General features: G+C 38.4%; 16 protein-coding genes. 8 read left to right on the forward strand and 8 right to left on the reverse strand.

Translation table 11 applies throughout. From position 1 onward, the window contains the following. Nucleotides 1-132 precede the first annotated feature (132 nt). From C8D84_RS04190 to C8D84_RS04205, 4 genes are all read left to right on the forward strand, one after another. On the forward strand, nt 133-1,212 hold the full coding sequence (locus C8D84_RS04190; RefSeq protein WP_109590299.1) for a DNA cytosine methyltransferase: 1,080 nt from the start codon (nt 133-135) through the stop codon (nt 1,210-1,212). A gap of 3 nt (nt 1,213-1,215) precedes the next feature. Further along, nucleotides 1,216-3,336 carry an McrB family protein gene (locus C8D84_RS13775; protein WP_211181245.1) on the forward strand — a complete coding sequence of 707 codons (2,121 nt, stop codon included), beginning with the start codon at nt 1,216-1,218 and terminating at the stop codon, nt 3,334-3,336. 62 nt (nt 3,337-3,398) lie between these two features. Then, entirely contained in the window at nt 3,399-5,912 is a 2,514-nt protein-coding gene (locus C8D84_RS04200) for a DUF2357 domain-containing protein (RefSeq protein WP_109590301.1), read from the forward strand. A gap of 86 nt (nt 5,913-5,998) precedes the next feature. Then, entirely contained in the window at nt 5,999-7,834 is a 1,836-nt protein-coding gene (locus C8D84_RS04205) for a DUF4209 domain-containing protein (RefSeq protein WP_109590303.1), read from the forward strand. 11 nt (nt 7,835-7,845) lie between these two features. On the opposite strand, the gene C8D84_RS04210 is transcribed toward C8D84_RS04205, so the two are convergent. Then, entirely contained in the window at nt 7,846-8,925 is a 1,080-nt protein-coding gene (locus C8D84_RS04210) for a hypothetical protein (protein WP_109590305.1), read from the reverse strand. A 111-nt stretch (nt 8,926-9,036) separates the two neighbouring features. Here C8D84_RS04210 and C8D84_RS04215 point away from each other — a divergent pair, with 111 nt between their 5' ends. The 4 genes from C8D84_RS04215 (at nt 9,037) to C8D84_RS04230 (ending at nt 12,297) form a co-directional block, all read left to right on the forward strand. Continuing rightward, complete coding sequence (locus tag C8D84_RS04215; protein WP_170108268.1) at nt 9,037-9,924, forward strand: competence protein CoiA family protein; 888 nt, start codon at nt 9,037-9,039, stop codon at nt 9,922-9,924. Nucleotides 9,925-9,969: 45 nt separating this feature from the next. Continuing rightward, nucleotides 9,970-10,500: a Holliday junction resolvase-like protein gene (locus C8D84_RS04220; RefSeq protein WP_225739299.1), complete on the forward strand. Its 531-nt coding sequence runs from the start codon at nt 9,970-9,972 to the stop codon at nt 10,498-10,500. A gap of 72 nt (nt 10,501-10,572) precedes the next feature. Beyond that, on the forward strand, nt 10,573-11,775 hold the full coding sequence (locus tag C8D84_RS04225; protein WP_109590311.1) for an AAA family ATPase: 1,203 nt from the start codon (nt 10,573-10,575) through the stop codon (nt 11,773-11,775). A 12-nt stretch (nt 11,776-11,787) separates the two neighbouring features. After that, nucleotides 11,788-12,297: a hypothetical protein gene (locus C8D84_RS04230; protein ID WP_109590313.1), complete on the forward strand. Its 510-nt coding sequence runs from the start codon at nt 11,788-11,790 to the stop codon at nt 12,295-12,297. A gap of 89 nt (nt 12,298-12,386) precedes the next feature. Here C8D84_RS04230 and C8D84_RS04235 read toward each other — a convergent pair whose 3' ends face one another. From C8D84_RS04235 to C8D84_RS04265, 7 genes are all read right to left on the reverse strand, one after another. After that, nucleotides 12,387-12,812: a hypothetical protein gene (locus tag C8D84_RS04235; protein ID WP_075101647.1), complete on the reverse strand. Its 426-nt coding sequence runs from the start codon at nt 12,810-12,812 to the stop codon at nt 12,387-12,389. 17 nt (nt 12,813-12,829) lie between these two features. Then, a complete protein-coding gene (locus C8D84_RS04240) occupies nt 12,830-13,759 on the reverse strand; it encodes a hypothetical protein (RefSeq protein WP_075101648.1) in 930 nt (309 codons plus the stop codon). 18 nt (nt 13,760-13,777) lie between these two features. Then, entirely contained in the window at nt 13,778-14,053 is a 276-nt protein-coding gene (locus C8D84_RS14015; RefSeq protein ID WP_075101649.1) for a YkgJ family cysteine cluster protein, read from the reverse strand. A gap of 12 nt (nt 14,054-14,065) precedes the next feature. Then, on the reverse strand, nt 14,066-15,223 hold the full coding sequence (locus C8D84_RS04250; RefSeq protein ID WP_075101650.1) for a tetratricopeptide repeat protein: 1,158 nt from the start codon (nt 15,221-15,223) through the stop codon (nt 14,066-14,068). A 60-nt stretch (nt 15,224-15,283) separates the two neighbouring features. Continuing rightward, nucleotides 15,284-15,997 (reverse strand): DUF805 domain-containing protein, encoded by a 714-nt coding sequence (locus C8D84_RS04255; RefSeq protein WP_109590315.1) that lies wholly within the window; start codon nt 15,995-15,997, stop codon nt 15,284-15,286. Nucleotides 15,998-16,162: 165 nt separating this feature from the next. Next, entirely contained in the window at nt 16,163-16,414 is a 252-nt protein-coding gene (locus C8D84_RS04260) for a helix-turn-helix transcriptional regulator (protein ID WP_170108269.1), read from the reverse strand. Between the two features lie 153 nt (nt 16,415-16,567). Beyond that, a complete protein-coding gene (locus C8D84_RS04265; protein ID WP_109590319.1) occupies nt 16,568-17,470 on the reverse strand; it encodes a recombination directionality factor in 903 nt (300 codons plus the stop codon). Nucleotides 17,471-17,473: the final 3 nt, after the last annotated feature.

A 17,473-nucleotide genomic window follows, 5' to 3' on the forward strand; every position in this document is an offset into this window, starting at 1 on the left:
ATAAAATATTTTTTAAAACTAAAGACATATTGTATAGTTCGTCAAATGTAATGATGTTAGATAAACCTAACAAGATCTTCTGATCTCATCAATATATTTTATTTCCAATACTTATAATTGTAGGTGGTTCACTTGAACAGTGTAGTTTTTTCGTTTTTTTCTGGTGCAGGTTTTCTAGACTTAGGTTTTGAAAAATCTGGTTTTGAAGTTGTTTTCGTCAATGAAATTGATAAGTCTTTTATGTCTGCTTATCAACATAGTCGTCAAGTTATGGGTATTCCATATCCAAAGTATGGTTATCATGAAGATTCTATTGATCAGTTCTTAAATGATAATGGTGAACATTTACTAAAAGAAAATGTGAATAAAGAAAAAAAATCAGGAAAACTAGTCGGTTTTATTGGTGGGCCTCCATGCCCTGATTTTTCAGTAGGCGGTAAGAATAAAGGAAAAGACGGTGAAAACGGCAAGCTATCAAAAACATACATAGACTGTATAAAGAAATTCCAGCCTGATTGGTTCATTTTTGAAAACGTAAAAGGCTTATGGCGTACTAAAAAACATAGAGAGTTTTATGACGGCTTGAAAACAGAATTATTAGCTGAAGGTTATGTCTTACAAGATAGGCTCATTAACTCTCTAGAGTATGGCGTACCACAAGATAGAGATCGAATAATCCTTTTTGGCTGTAAGGCTGATATTGTTAAGAACAAAAGCGCTTTTCCATGGGAAAGCCATATGAAATACTCTAAAGAAGATATATCAAGTTACGATTGGCCTGATAGAAATCCATTCGAAAACCAACCTACTATACCGACAGGGGTTCCAAAAGAACTAACAGTACAGCATTGGTTTGACAAAAATGATGTACCCAATCATCCAAATGCAGAAGCACATTTTACTCCTAGAGCTGGTCTAGCTAAATTCCTAGTAATAGACGAAGGCGACACTTCTAAAAAGTCTTACAAACGCTTGCATAGGTTCAGATATTCACCAACAGCAGCGTACGGAAATAACGAAGTTCATTTACATCCCTTTAAAGCAAGAAGGCTATCAGCAGCAGAGGCTTTATCAATTCAATCTTTACCCAAAGAGTTTGAGCTGCCCCAAACTATGACTCTTAGCGCTATGTTTAAGACTATAGGTAATGGTGTACCCTTCTTATTTTCATATGGTATCGCCTCAACTATAAAAGATTATTTGGAAGAATAAATTATGTTGTCAGAAATAGAAAAAGGCCAAATAAAGCAATGGTTAGATGATTTAATAGGTAAAGAGCTTAATTATATCTCTAGATCTAAAACTGTCATTATTGAAAGTATTGACTGGGCTAATGGCGGTAAAATTAATGTAGCAAGAGATGAAGGTAGTATCACAATAAAGTGGGACCGCATTGAGTATGTAATAAACATATTAAAAGAAGGGAATCCTATTCATGTAGATACTGTATTACGATCTAGTGGTAATGATAGAACAATCATTGAGACAGTAATAGCAAGCCTGCCTCATGTAGGATATATGAAGCCTAATCAAGGTCGGAATAATTCTAAAAATAAAGTATTACAGTGGATGGATAGTGAAATTCATCCGCTGGGTGAGGTAATTGATGTAAGTGATAAAACCTATGCTCACTCATTGATCTCAGTTAATAATACTACATCAGTTTTTTCGGAAAAAACAATCGGAAAATTTGTCTTTGAACTACTAGTATTTTTGACTAACAATCAACTTGAGTCACCTCTCTTCCAATACTTAATAGAAAAGAACCCAAACTCAAGAAGCTATAATATTGAGCTCAATGGTCAGCGACTAACATCCATTTTTAAAAGATCAGATGAACCTATTCCTGAAAAAGAGCTAAAGCGAGGAGATAAATTACGTTTCTTTGCCGAACCTATCAAAGTAGGAACAGATTTATACTATCTATCTAATCAGTGGACAGATGGCACTGAATCTCGATTAGATATACAGACTCTAATAACTATATTTAATGACGTTTACAATGATTATAAGATCCTTAAAAAACATGAAAGCTATCTGTTAATCCAAATATCGCAAAAAGAGCAAAGACTCCTTCCTGATAATGTAACCCCCTTATCCAAACCATTCCTACTATTAGCTGGTATCTCTGGTACGGGTAAGACTCGTTTTGTACGAAAGCAAGTAGAGGATAATAAAGATAGTAGTATTAGTGAAAACTATTGTCTGACCTCCGTACGTCCTGATTGGCATGAACCCAGCGATATACTTGGTTATATATCACGCTTAGGCCGTGATGATAACGCTGAATACATTACTACTGATGTACTACAATTCATTGCCAAAGCATGGTGTGCCATTATTGATGCAGGTCTTGAGCTAGAGCCTAAGGGTAACGGTCTTGCTATCAAAGGTGACAAAAGCGAGCTTAAGCAAATATTGCCTTACTGGCTATGCTTGGATGAAATGAATTTAGCCCCTGTCGAGCAATACTTTGCTGATTATCTATCGATTCTAGAGACTCGTGAATGGCAGTGGGAGGATGAACACTTTACTTATTACTGCGACTCAATTTTAAAGTCAGGGACCATCAAAGAATTAGGGGATAAAAGCAAATTGCGTAAGGCGTTAGGCTTTACAGGTGAGCAGTACGATGATGCTTGGGACTTGTTCTGCGATCATGGATTGGGTCTGCCCTTTAATTTGATCGTAGCTGGTACGGTCAATATGGATGAAACAACACACGGTTTTTCACGTAAGGTTATTGATCGTGCTTTGAGTTTTGATTTTGGCGATTTTTTCCCTAATGAATTTGATCATTTCTTTAAACCGAAGGTTATTCATAACGCCTTGAGCTACCCTATTTATTCTCAAGCCTCTATTAATAAGTTACCGCCGATAGATAGTGATGGCAGTAAGAGCATTAGTTTTCTAAAATCAATTAATAAAGTATTGAATGATACGCCCTTTCAATTGGCTTTTAGAGCATTGAATGAGCTACTGCTTGCTGTGATTAGCACCTATCCTGAAGATGAGAAGCAACTGCAAGCTGTATGGGATGACTTTTTGATGTGCAAAGTATTGCCGCGCATAGAAGGAGATCACGATAAATTAGCAGTTATAGATGATTCTGTGATCAGTCATGAAAAGTCGTTACTCACAGAATTAACAGCTATTTTGAGAAAGGAACTTGTTGATATTTGGTCTATGGAAGATAATCACGATAAACTACGTCCTGATTTATATCGTAAAAATATAGATGGTAGCGTCTTGTATATCGCTTGTCGTAGCAAGTCTAAACTAACTTGGATGCAACAGCGTTTAGAGCGTTCAGGCTTTACCAATTTTTGGCCTTGATCATTGAAATTAATGATTGATTTATTATATGAAATTGATATAGAAAAGCTGATGGAGCCATCATGTCAGAGCTGCTAAGAATACAAACCCCTGATTTTGAGCTATCTATTTCTTGTAGTGATATTAGCAAACGCAAAGACACTTTTGATAAAACTATAGCCAAACGAGAAGCGCTTACTCTCTCTACCCAAAAGCCGCTATCTGTTATCCGCTTCTCTCCGCCCCTAGATATTACTAAAGCTACCTTTAAAGAGAAGTCTCTAGAAAAAAAAGGCGTCTTTACTCAATCAGGTTTAGTAGCAGCGCTTGAGTTACCTGAAGCTATCTTTTTTGAAAATATTCAATACCACTTTAAATGGCTGTTTATTAATTTTGAAGCTAGTGATGAAAAAGATGGAAAGAAATTAAATGTTGCAAATGCATATCTAACCCACCGTAGTCATGCTATCAACGAAAGCTTTGAATTTAGTGAGCCGAGATATTCGATGCCAGCGCATCTAATAGGTACTATCAACACCGCAAACGATGTGGGTTGGATGCGGCTTCCTCTTACCTATATAAAGTCCACCCAAACTTATAAAAACAACATCGCTTTTGAAGTACTCCCTACCAAAATGAGCTTGCACGATGACTTACCAGCAATGTATCAAGCTATTGATAGCGTATTTCCATTGTGGCGTTTTAGTCTAGTCGAAAAGACGGAACAAAATAGTGCCCAAACCAAACAACGCCATCAGTTTCCATTGCTTTGGCTGGCAAACTTCAGTCACTTACGTCATCAACTATCTCATGCTTTAAAGGTTATCAGCCAAGCACCGCATAGCCGCTTACAGGCTCAAACGTCTTATATCAAAGCGACGAGAATAAAAGGTAAAATACCTACGCGATTAGGAGAAAAAATAAAGGAAGATCTTGATAGCGGTCTGCATGAACAGCGTTATCAAGTTACAAAAAAACAGCTCAGTGTTGATACTCCAGAAAATCGTTTTATCAAAATGGTTGTCTCTACTACTAAGAAACGATTGGCCAATTTTGAGCATAAGCTCAGGCAAGATAATGAAAAGTCAGGCTCTCCAAGACTATCACATGCATTCTTAAATGAGCTTAATCAGTGGCAACAACCACTACAAAAGATGCTAAAGCAAGGCTTTATGGCTAATGTTGGTAACTATAATGATCATGGTCGAGAATCGTTGGTGTTGCAACAAAAGGTAGGATACAGTTCAGTATATAGAATCTGGCAGGAGTTAAAGTTTTACTTGGATGTATTTGACAATCAATCCAGCATTTCTATGAAGTCAGTTGCAGAAATCTATGAGGTGTGGTGCTTTCTTACTTTAAGAAATATCTTAATAGATGAGTTAGGTTTTAAGGAGGTCGCTACTAAGAAACAAGAATTACAACTTAAGAAATTTTTTGAATATGAGCTAAAAGATGGATTTGCTGGTGCATTTAAATTTGAACGTGATGATGGCGTTAAAGCTAGATTGGCTCATGAACCGCGATTTAGGAAAACGACTAAACCGATTCGAACTTATTCTATCAGCCAAGAACCTGATATTTTATTGGAAGTTACCTTCCCTGATGATAGACAGTTTATCTGGTTATTTGATGCAAAATATAGGATCTCCAATATCAAAACGAACAATAAAAACCAATATATTGGCAAACCTACTGAAGATGAGCTAAATCTATGGCTAAATAAAACAGAGGAAGAGAAGAAAGATTCTACATTCTTCATTGAAGATGGTGTACCTGATGATGCCATCAATCAGATGCACCGTTACCGTGATGCACTGATCCGCGTCAATGAAAGCACACACAAAAACGGTGTGAATAAGAGCCGTCCTGTTTTCGGTGCCTTTGCGTTATATCCGGGCTATTTTGATCAAATAAGTAAAGCTAACCCTAACCCTTACTCTGACACTATCAATGAAATAAGTATTGGGGCTTTTGCGTTATTACCTAGCCTAACTCAAAATAGTACAGACGCTGATAACAGCTGCTATTGGCTACTAAATTTCTTACGTCAAAATATCGGCAAACGTATTTCTAGTGATGTGTCAGATTTATCGACTACTCAATACAAGCGAAGTATGGAAGAGAATATTTACTTACAGGATGCCGCGCGTATTCCGTACGATGGTATGCGACAAATACTGTATCAAGACTTGACTCTAACGCTAGCTGTAGATAAAAGTGATAGCAATTATAGTAATGTTAAAGATGGTACTATCGCGCTTTATACTTTATCTAAAAATAGTCTTTTCACTAGATATGACTACCATATTTTAAAAGAAGTTCGCTATTTAAGCTTGGCTATCTGTTCTGATATGGACTCTAACTGCTATGACATTGAATATGTATGGCCTGTGAAAAACATAGTCGCTCTCACATACCATTTTATTTTTGAGCTTGATCAGCCGTTAAAGTTACAAAGCAAAATCAATAACGTACCTGACTCTACTCAGCACTCCTTTAGGCTGACCACTTTAAGCTGCTTGCAAAGCGTCAGTGACTTCAACGATATTGAAACAGTATATAAAGAGTTCTATTCCAAGATAAAGGTCTCATAGCAGCCAATCGTATCTTAAGACAAAGCAGCCGTCATAATAAAGTTTATTGAAGTACAAATTATTTATAAAAAACAAGGAAAGCATTAATGCCAGATTCTACTTTATGCTCCGCTACTGAGTTTATCAAAAATAGCAATTTGAACATTAATGATCCATTTGAGTTTGGATACTCCTCTATATCTGTAGCTTACTACAAGCAAGCAAACTTGGAACGAGAACAAGGTAATGAGCCTTTAGCTCGTGCGTCACAACTTGCCTCAGATATCTGCTCAATGGCAATCAATCCAAGTAGTCCTAACGACCCTTTTAAAGCTGGTACAACTTATTCTGATGGAAATACTATTCAGCGATCAGCAATCCCAGATGATTTAACAAGTGAACAGCTAGGCTTTATAGCAGAAGTTTATACTGACATAACAGACCCTATGATCAGAGCTCGCTTTGCTGACATACTCTGGTTACGCGCAAGTCCAAGAAAAGTCGATTACGCACAAGCTGCTATAGAAAGCTATATGCAACTTCCGATCGACCCTGAGACATGGCATCCTGATATAAAACAGTGCTGGGAGCGGTGTATTCAGTTAGCTAGACAGACAAAAGATCGTCAAAAAATGCAAAGTATCGAGTCAATACTAAAAATTGCTTTTGAAAAACATTATTCAAATAGCCCTTTTATGAATCTCTGGCTTGGTGAAATGATTGGACGTCATCATCTGCTTAGAGATGAGTTGACAAGAGTTGCAGAAGAGCTATATGGTCATGGCATAAATCTCTTAAATTCAAACAACTACTGGCAAGCTCGTGAACATCTTGATGTAGCTGAAAAGTTTTTTAAAGCTCAACAAGAAGATGATAAGTGGCTAAACTGTTTGCTTTTATCAGCTGAATGCTTCGTACTTGAAGGCGACTCTCAAGTAACGAATAATATTCAAGGTCAAATGGCTGCTAATCATAGCTATGAAAATGCTTTGCAGGCTTATCGAAAAGTTCCAAAAGCAAAGAGAAGTTTGTACGATGTTAATGAAAAGATGGATTACGTCAGAGATAAGATTATTGAAACAGGTCACAACATATTAGATGAAATGCCTGTTTTTCAGCTACCTAGTGTTGATATAACTGATACCGTTAAGGCGTCTATAGAGCATGTATCAAACAAGCAAGATCTAAATCATGCTCTACTGTGTTTTACTGGCTTCCCCGCCCCTATCTATAAAGACCTGCGATCTCAAGCCTTAGAAAGTCATCAACAGTATTTCCTGAGTAGCTTGTTTAGTAGCATTCATTATTCTGGAGATGGACGAGTTACTGCTAAAACTCCAGCATTAGGTCTTGATTACAAAACAGAAGAAGAAAGCGAACCAGCAATATTTAATAAAATGATTCAAGACTTTCAATTAAACATGCAGTTTATGGTGCAAGGAAGCATTGTCCCAGCGTTAAATCAAATTCTTATGGATTTTAGAGTAACAAAGGAGTACTTAATACAGCTATGTGAACTTTCACCTATAGTTCCTGAAGGTCGAGAGTATCTTTTGGCTAGCGCTTTATGGAGCGGTTTTGAGCACGACTTTAGAAACAGCATTCATTTACTTGCTCCTCAAGTCGAACATATAGTGAGAATTTGTTTAAAAAATAATGGCGTTCATACTACCACTATTGGTAAAGGTGGTATTGAAAATGAAAATGGTTTATCAACATTGCTCAAGCATGAGCAAGCTGAGGAGATACTAGGTGAAGACCTACTGTTCGAATTAAAAGCTGTCTTCACCGAATCTATTGGCGCTAACTTACGCAATGATGTTGCTCACGGTTTATTGGATGATCAAAGCTCTGGCTCTCAAGTATCGGTTTATGCATGGTGGATGATTTTGAGATTGGTAGTTAGGTCGCTATTCGACCCTAACACATCTAATATTGAATAAACTGTTTTAGTCTAAAGTCTAAGTGCGTCATTTACAGAATAATCTGGTACACCCAAAAAGTACCCCTTCATCGTCATCCGATCAAAGCTATACACATGAGCATGAGGCGCTTCTTTACAGCGTCCTACTAGCGGCTGCTTTTGATCAGGTTTACCTTGCGCCAATATGATTGTTCCCGAACAGATGGGACAAGTAGCAGTAAATTCTGTCACTCTAGCGACGTTTAGCTTGTCTTTGTCCCTGTACATCTCGATGTCAGCATTATCAACATTCACGTTGGCAAAAAACATAGGTGCTTTGATCACACGATAATAAGGCAGCAAATATAAGGGCATAAAAAAATAGCGCCAGCTGATATAAGCAAAGGGTATCATTGCACTAAATAAAATAGCCTGCCACAAGCTAACTGTAGGCAAGTCATCCAGCAGTAAGAGCACCAAAAAGGCGTATATCGCTATTAAAACATCGAATACAAATACTGCCAGCAGTAGTAGCATGAGAGATACTCCTCTCACGCTCAACATTTTAAGCTCGCCTTGTTTAAAAAACAGATTGGTAAATGATGATGGTTTAACATCGGATGCAGCTTTGCGCTCGTAAGTGATACTGCTTATATCATCAACGCTTTCGATATCATTGTCAGTATCAACATTAACTAAAGCCGCCTCATTTATATTCTCTATTGCTTCATTTTCTAGGGCTCGAATATCCATCCATAGTAACGTCTTGTTTTTCGATCCGCCCCCTGAGGCCGATGTGACAATTATTGGCTCATACCCTAGATTGATAAATGCCTTTTTACAGTCCGGCTGATCATCAATAAATGCTTTTAAAGTCGCCTTTAACCTTGTCGTTTTAACTGCATTTTTAGCAGTCTGACTGTCTACGCTTGTTTCATGGATATTTTTTGCTTTGGCATAAATTTGCTGTCTTGATAGCTTTTCGGGCTCAAACGCTTCATCCGAATACTCAATTTTTCTTAGCTGTTCACTGACGATAATGTTTAAATACTTATCCCAAAGCGTATCACGAGGATAATTTAATAGCTGGTCATGCAATTCATTGAATACTACTAAATGCTTGTTTTTCATATAAATATACCGATTAAACCCCTATTAACATCCCTATAGCAGCCTGTTTTAAAGCTAAATTTCATCGCATAGTTACCTCACTCCTAACCAACTAACAAGAGGATGGTAACTATGTCAATGTCAATCGCTGTTAATGAGCAAAAGCAAATCGTCAATGTTAAGCAAGTCGAGCGAGGGCTAGCTTGTATGTGTTTTTGCTTTGAGTGCGCGGAGCCTGTGGTGGCTCGTAAAGGTGAGAAGAATGAGCACCATTTCTCGCATCTAAGTAATAAAGAAAGCTGTACGATTCACCCTGAAAGTATCCTACACAAGTTTGCTAAGCAAGTCATTATGGTAGAGAAATATTTAACACTACCAGCACTACCTGATGATGAACACAATGAAGAAAAAACATGGCAGTTTGATCATTTGGTCACAGAACAAGCTATTGGCTCTATACGACCTGATCTAGTAGCGACTATCGATGACGAAATAATGTTTATCGAGGTGGCAGTAACATCATTTATCGATGCGGATAAATCTGCATTTATTAAGCAGCTTGGTATCAAGACAATAGAGATCGACTTGCGTGAGATTATTAAACAAGATATGGAGCTGCCAAGTACTGAAGCGAAAGACTACATTTTAGACTGTGTGAGTAATAAACAATGGGTATTCCCTGAAGCAAGTACTTTAACAGCACCTACTCTATCAGTTGAACCTACCTATAACTGCCAAACAATCACTGAAGAGGATGATAATGAAAGCTTTGATAAGGGCTATAGCACTTATCGCTTCACAATCAAGCACAGCTGGGTAGATGTGAGAGTATTTAATTCAGGCATGGTATCGGTGAAATGCGTGACCTATAACCACGATGTCATCGAAATATTAAAGCAGTGGCGTAACGAAGGCGGCGGCAAATATAACCAAAAATACAAATCATGGAATTACTTTAAGCCGTTTTCAGATACTGTCTTTGCTCGTTTGCAAGAAATGGATATGACGCCAAAGCAATAGCCAAAAGCCTAGCCACGTTTATTATATTTTACTTAGGAACCGATTATGAACAATACTATTTTACTACTCACTATACTTGTTGCTTTGGTTTTGCTGGTACTTGCCGTCCAAAAAATATTAGCGCAAAACAAAACTATTTTACAAAGCGAGCGTGATATCGCCAATATTCAAACCGCGATAACCCAGCAACAAGCTGATTTTGAGGTTGAGCTTGAACAAAAAGTAAAAGACGCTAAAAAGCGCTCTAATAACATGCAGCGTAACGTTCTAAAAGGTCAAATCGGTGAACAGTTCACGCCCTTCATCGCTGACTTTCCTTACAATCCATCTGATTGCCGCTTCTTAGGAGAGCCGATTGATTATATGATTTTTCAAAACCTTCATGCCTGTTCAGAAGGATTGGCTGATATAGAAGAAGTACAAATAATTATTGCTGAGGTAAAAACAGGTAATGCTAGACTTAATGCGCGTCAGAAAATTATCAAGCAAGCTGTTCAAAACGGTCAGGTCAGTTTCAAGGAGCTTCGAATCAAATATTGCGAGAACACTGAAAATATGACTGTTTTGACAAGCTAAACTATACTGCATGATCGTTATTTATGCTATCGTAGTCTATAAACCACAAAATATCGTTAAAAACGGCTGACTATGATTACCTATATTCGTTTCGATAATTTTTATTCTTACCCAGAAGCAACGGAAGTATCGTTTACGCTAGGTAAGCAGCCAACTGAGTCTAACTATGACTTTTATATTGATACTGAGCATGATCAGTATCGGCTCAATAAAGTCACAGCGATCTTAGGTGCGAATGGCTCCGGTAAGACGCAACTGCTCAAAGCAGTATCGTTTTTGCGCTGGTTTATTTGTGGCTCTACTAGTAGCCTTGATTCAGAAGACAATATCCCATATAGCCCTTTTGCGCTGAACCAAAACAATACATCTGAATTTGAGATGGGTTTTTTACTCAAAAATACTGATGGTGTTTATGAAGAGTATCGCTATGAGCTAACGCTTAGCCAAAGCCACGTGATCAACGAAGCATTATATAAAAAGACCAGTCGCTTATTTAGCTATGTTTTTAGCCGTCATTATGACGGTGATAAGATGACTTATAAGCATCGCAGTTTTGTCATCCCATCGCTTGCAGATGACGTGAAAAAAAATGCCTCTTTGATCAGTTATGCCAATTTGCTTGATGAACCAATAGCAGAAGCGATCATTGAGATGTTTGAAGGCTATAAAACCAATGTCGTCTCAATGGGTAGGCTTGGCAGTCTTAGCCAGTCTATACCTGAGATGACTGAATTGTTTGCTAAGGATGATGGTTTAAAACAAACCGCTGAGAAGCTACTTTGTCAGTTTGATACGGGCATCGATGAGATTAATATAAAAAGCGTCATGATGGTTAACGAAGGGAAACAGCAAGAAGTACTGTTGCCCTTTGGTATTCATAAAGTCGGTGATGACTCATTTGAGCTTATGATTTATGAAGAGTCTAATGGCACACAATCTGCTTATAGCTTGCTTGGCTTAATACTACCTGTGCTTAAAAATGGTGGCGTAGCTATTATCGATGAGCTTGATAATGACTTACACCCCCTACTATTACCTGCCATTTTTGATTTGTTTCGCTCATCGCATCATAACCCTCATAATGCTCAGCTTGTTTTTAGTTGCCATACCCCAGAGGTGTTTAATCTATTAAATAAGCATCAGATATATTTAGTCGAAAAATATGAGCAGGCTTCAGAAGCTTGGCGATTAGATGAGATGGAAGGCGTGCGTAATGACGATAACCTTTATGCCAAGTATATGGCTGGCGCGTTTGACGCGATACCAAATCTATAAGGGGGTTGAGTTATGGCAAAGCGTAAACCTCGGTCAGTCAACAAAACCACTCTACTGGTTATGGGTGAAGGTGAGCATGACAAAGCATTTTTAAGTCATATGAAAGGTATCTATCATGAAAGGCACTCTGGTAGTAAAATCACTTTAGACTTTTCAAGTGGTGGATCTCCGCACGATATCATTAAAGACACCGTCAAAAAAAGCCGTCATGTTGGTTACGACCAAAAGTTCATCTTGATGGATAGCGACGTCCCTGTTAAGCAACAAGATATTAAAGCCGCTAAAGATTCAGGCATTACCATCCTATATTCAAACCCGTTATGCTTAGAAGGTATGTTGCTGAGCGTGCTAGGTCAAAACACTCCCCATACTGCGCAAAAATGCAAAAGTGCATTACACCCGCAACTGTCTGACAACCCTGCCTTGCCAAAGAGCTATGAACCTTTATTTGCAAAACCTGTACTCGATCAAAGCATTCATGCCACGATTAAACAGCTGCGCTCATTGTTAGGCAAGAAATAAACCGCCCTGCTCGCTAGAGTTAAGTAAATTAGTTTTTATTTTAGTAATATAGACTTATAGCACTAAATCGACTCAAGTATTTATTACTTTTAAAACTCAATTTTGTCGATGTTTGGGTCATTCATCGCCATTAATACCTGACCGGCTTCTTGAAGTGGTGAAGATTTAACCGTGTTTTCTATCGCGCTCATAGCCATCGTGATCAACTCAGGATTATCATTTTCAATCCCCTGATCAAGCCTTACGAACATCTCATCTATCACATGACGACGTTCTGCGAAGCGTTCTTTTAGATAAGACTCTAGAAACTCTCTTTGGTTATTGGACTTAGTAAGATGTACATTTTCCCATGCAGCTATCGCTTCACGTTTTGTATATTCAGTCTGACAAATAGTTTTATAATCTGCGTAAGCTTTGACTAGCATCTCAAATCCTTGATAAGCGCTAGAAGCTGGGTTTTTGGAACTTACCGTCTTAATAGCTTTCTTAGAGCTTGCTGTAATCACATCTTTCATAATGTTTATATTCCTTATTAGATTTCAAGATAGCCTTCACACTTGTAGCGAATATTTTGTACTGCTTCGCCTTCATTATTTAAAAGAGGCTGATCTAAAATATTTTTCAGTGACTTACCTAAAGCAAGCATTGTCTGGAATGCTACTGGATCTGAATTATCATATACCTTAATTTTCTCAAAACGTTTAACCGTTTCGAGTAGTACCATCTGAACTTCTAAAGCATTAGTCATCACAGCTTTGACGCCTACTTCCATTAATTCAATCGCGGCTATATTACAATTGCTTCTAAGTTTCGCATCGCGCGCTTGGGTTAACGCCTTCTCACCTTTACCAGCAAGATGTAGACCGGTTATAGCTAATGCGGGAGCGGCAACTATACCTCCTAGTACCAAAGTACCGCCTGCCATACCGAATCCCCCTGCTGCTAAAGATCCGCCACCAAGCCATGCAAGCGTAGCGCTTTTGGCAGCTGCTCCTGATAATGCTGAAATTGCTGTGCCTGTTGAAGCCGAAGCAAGTAAGCCAACAGACCCGTAAGCGCCTATACCCGTAAGGACACCTGCTGCCGCACCTGTTAAAAGACCGTTTTCTAACTCAAGTGAAGCGGTTACCTTTTGCTGTATGTCAATATAGTCTTGCTCTGTAATCGTCTGACTAAAATTTTCAAGTTTAGAGCCCGCATCTTTTATCTTTTTAATAGTGTCTATAATATGCTTAATTTGATTGTTAAAAATATCAACTTTTAGCTGTCCTAAATTTCTAAGCTCATCGTTAGTATCTATCCGAAGGTTACTTAGTGCTTTACGCTTTTTATCTAGCCTTCTTTGCGCTCTTTCAATAGTGGCGCTAGCGTCAGATAATTGAGATACGCCTTTAGCGCCTTTGGTGATTCCAAAGCCTGATGCAGCTAGTGCGCCTGCACCTATGATTAGAGGGATGGGCATAGCAAAGTCCTTTGTTGGTTATATCTGAATTATTGGCAGTCGATGCTTAACTTGAATCGATTGGCAAACCTCTATATTCAGCGCTATATATTCATCGTAAGGGATAGTAGAGAAATAAGCCTGATGCATTGCTTCAATATTGCATATAAGCGGCCTTGACTCATAAATAGTGCAACTTTTACTATCTATATCGAACCATTCACATGTGCCATCACCTCTATCTAAAGCTGCATATATTTCATTTTTATCAAGATTTTGACAGCACCAACCACATTGATTGCAAGGAAACTTCATGATTAATGTACTCTAAGCTGCGCTATCTTCACGTAGATCATTAAGCTTTTGGTTAATTTCAGTGAGTCTGTCATCAATATTATCCAGCGCATCTGTCACAAGCTCTGAATTAGACACTATTTCTTCATCGATTTTATCAAGTTCGTTTTGATTTAAATATGCATTGATACACTCTACAAGCCTTTTACCATAAAAACGAGCGACATCTCCTATCAGATTTATTTTATAATCCTCTATATACAGAGCTTTATCACTTTCGCTGTAGTAGGCTTCTTCGATATCGTTCAATATCTCCCAGTCTTTAGTATCATTTTTTAAATGAAATTGATAACTATTTTGATGTACATGTAAGAAGAGACCAACACCAAAATTTCTAGTAAAGCTTGTGTCGATGATAAAGTCTGCATACGTAGTGTCAATCATATAGTCATTTTTCTCTCTGACAGCACTTGCTTTATCATAAAATTTGGAACTTTCGTCAAAATCCATACTTTCATAAAACCAAACACCTCCGCCTGGATTTTGCGGCAACATTTTTGACTCATCACGGAAGTAATTGTCAAAGAACGTTTTAAATGAAATACTTCCATCATTTTCAAAGTCTATGCTTTCGATATGACTATCAGCGTCCTCTACCAATTTTTCGTTAGATTGCTTATCTTCTTCAAGTGGCTTATTACTTTTTTGCAAACGCTGTTCTGCTTCTAAATGACCCTTACATACTGCTTTATTATAGTAATAATTAGCTTTGTCTTTATCTATTTCAACTCCTATGCCTTCGCTATAAAAATTACCCAGCTCGTAATGAGCGTCTGCATTATCTTGTTCAGATGCTTTTTGATACCATTCAAAAGCTTTACTATTATCTTGCAATACACCAAAACCCTCTTTATATAAATAAGCAACATTATTCTGCGCAATGTCATAGCCTTGTTCTGCAGATTTTACACACCATTCGAATGCTTTAGTATAATCTTGATCAACACCAAAACCGTAGCTGTACATACACCCTATAACATCTTGAGCTGGCGCATAGTCTTCACTCGCTGACTTTTGAAACCATTCTAAAGCTTGTGTATAGTCTTGAGCTACTTTATTACCTAGTAGGTAATCTACTCCGATTAAATATTGCGCTTCTATATAATTTCTACTGACAGGGATACCGTACATTGATTACTCCACACTGGTAACATTGATAGGTGCACAAAATTATTTTGACCACACTGGCTATTAAACACGCTTCGCTGGTAATCCCCACTGATTATTTTGTGGTGATGTTTGCTGAGCCAAAAAGACGACAAGAACAATCCAACCAATAATCGGAATAAACCATAGTAGCTGCCACCAACCAGACCGTCCAGTATCATGCAGACGTCTTGTAGCTACGGCTATAATAGGAATAAAGAATACTAAAGCCAAAATCAATGGTGATATAGCCTCATCTCCTATTCCTATACCCAAAAGCCCTCCAAAAAAACCTTCCATAAATCCAAAGACTACAGATAGAATAATGGTTGCTAGATAAAACAGCCAATACTCTTTTCGTCTAGCACGGCCTGTAAAAGTCGCATAATTACTGAACACTTTTTTTGTCCAATCTACTATTCCATAGTTACTTTCTGCTAGGTATAAGCTTCCGATATTCTCATCATACTGACTATTATCAGGACGACCGTAACCTTCAAGTTCTGGTGTAGTTGATATATTTTGGTTTTGAGGTTCTTTAAGTAATGATGGAGGAGTAGAAGCCTGAGACTGGCTGGATTGATAAGATATTCGATTGATACTACCCGTACCATTGAACATGAAATCTACATTATCACCTGCTTTGGGAGCATACCTCTCTATCCAATCCTTGCCATCGAAAGAATACTGAACACCATCATCAGCTATAATTATTCCCGTATTTTTATAATCATCAAAGTTAATTATTTTGCCATTCATCTAAAAACCCTCATATTAAATTACATATAATAACTAAACAGAAGTTAAATAGAAACAGTTAAATTAAGAAAACTTTGTCCATTACACCTAATAGATAAAAAAGACAAAAAAAACAACAGTCAGGAAAAATAAGCCGCATGACGCGACTTATTGTCATATCGTTTTCTAGCTAACACGAGCAGCTATCTTACTTTCAATCCAACCTGCAATCTCACTCGCTACCCATACTACCCTTACTTTTGTAAGCTGTACCTTTTTAGGAAACGTTGGATCGTAACGGTCAGACTCCTCATTGATCATCTCATAAATAGTCGAACGGCTAAGCCCAGTATAGTGCCCAACGTCTTTGATGCTTAGCAGTTGTGGAATGTGATTGCATTGCTCGATGGCTGGTTGTGTTGCATTTGAATTTTCCATGATTATCTCCTTGTAAGTGAATGAGAGCATCACCTCTCATATACTTACCGAGTCCCATATTTTTTTATGGCGTCCCATACTGACCGCGCGTATTATCCATAAAAAAAGGAGCTGATTGATCAGCTCCTTTCTATGCCGTTTATCTGTCACGATTTAGCTCACCGCTGTCACGCTTTGGCGTAGTCCTTGCGCGATACTGCGTGTGTTTGGCTGCATAGCTTCCTCTGCCTTGCTAGGTATTTGATTGCTGTCGTCTGCTACTGGATAAAACTCTTCCACCACATCAGACATCTCATCACCATCAACCTCAAAGCACGAATTGGCATAACCAAGCGTGGCAGCTTGCTCCAACGCTGCTTGATCAAAGCCGTTTTCGCTAAGCTCCCTATCAATCGCCTTAGCTTGCTGTACCGCATCTTTGAGCGTCACCCCATCACGCAAGGTTAAATCCACAAAGTAAATCGGCGTACGATAGCTCTGTGTGGTGCTTTTGCCTCTAAGCGTTAATTGCAGGGGTAAGCAGGACAGCTTATTGCCTGATACCGCAGCAAAGTAGCTCAGCCGTGCTGCAAGCGTACGAATACTATTAAAGCCAGTAGTTCGAAAGATAAACGTACCTAGCTCATCGTCTTCTGACAGATTAACGTACAGTCTGCCATAAGGCTTACAAGCGCCGCCTTGTGCTAGCGGACAGCGATCAGGCGATGGACAAGGCAGTTGCTCAACGCCATTATTGGTACGACGCTGACAGTGTTCACCATCGCCCACGCATAACGGACGACCTGTTTGCCGATCGAATAACGTGTACTGAGCTCGTAAATTAAGATCAGGATCATTGAACAGCATACGAACGGGTATTTGTCTGAGCTTACCTTCACTACGTGCGCGGAGCTTTTCATCAAGCGGATGATTGACCCAGCCGTCTTTATTTTGCACTTGGCTGGTAATGGTGAATTGATCGTCTTTGGCAGGTAGGCGTTTGCCATCCTTTTGGATAACGCGTCCAATGCTGATACGACCGAGTACGGGCGGGGTAATCGTTAGACCTTTAATCATGAT

This window comes from Psychrobacter immobilis (assembly GCF_003148585.1).
GTDB classification, from domain to species: Bacteria; Pseudomonadota; Gammaproteobacteria; order Pseudomonadales; family Moraxellaceae; genus Psychrobacter; species Psychrobacter immobilis.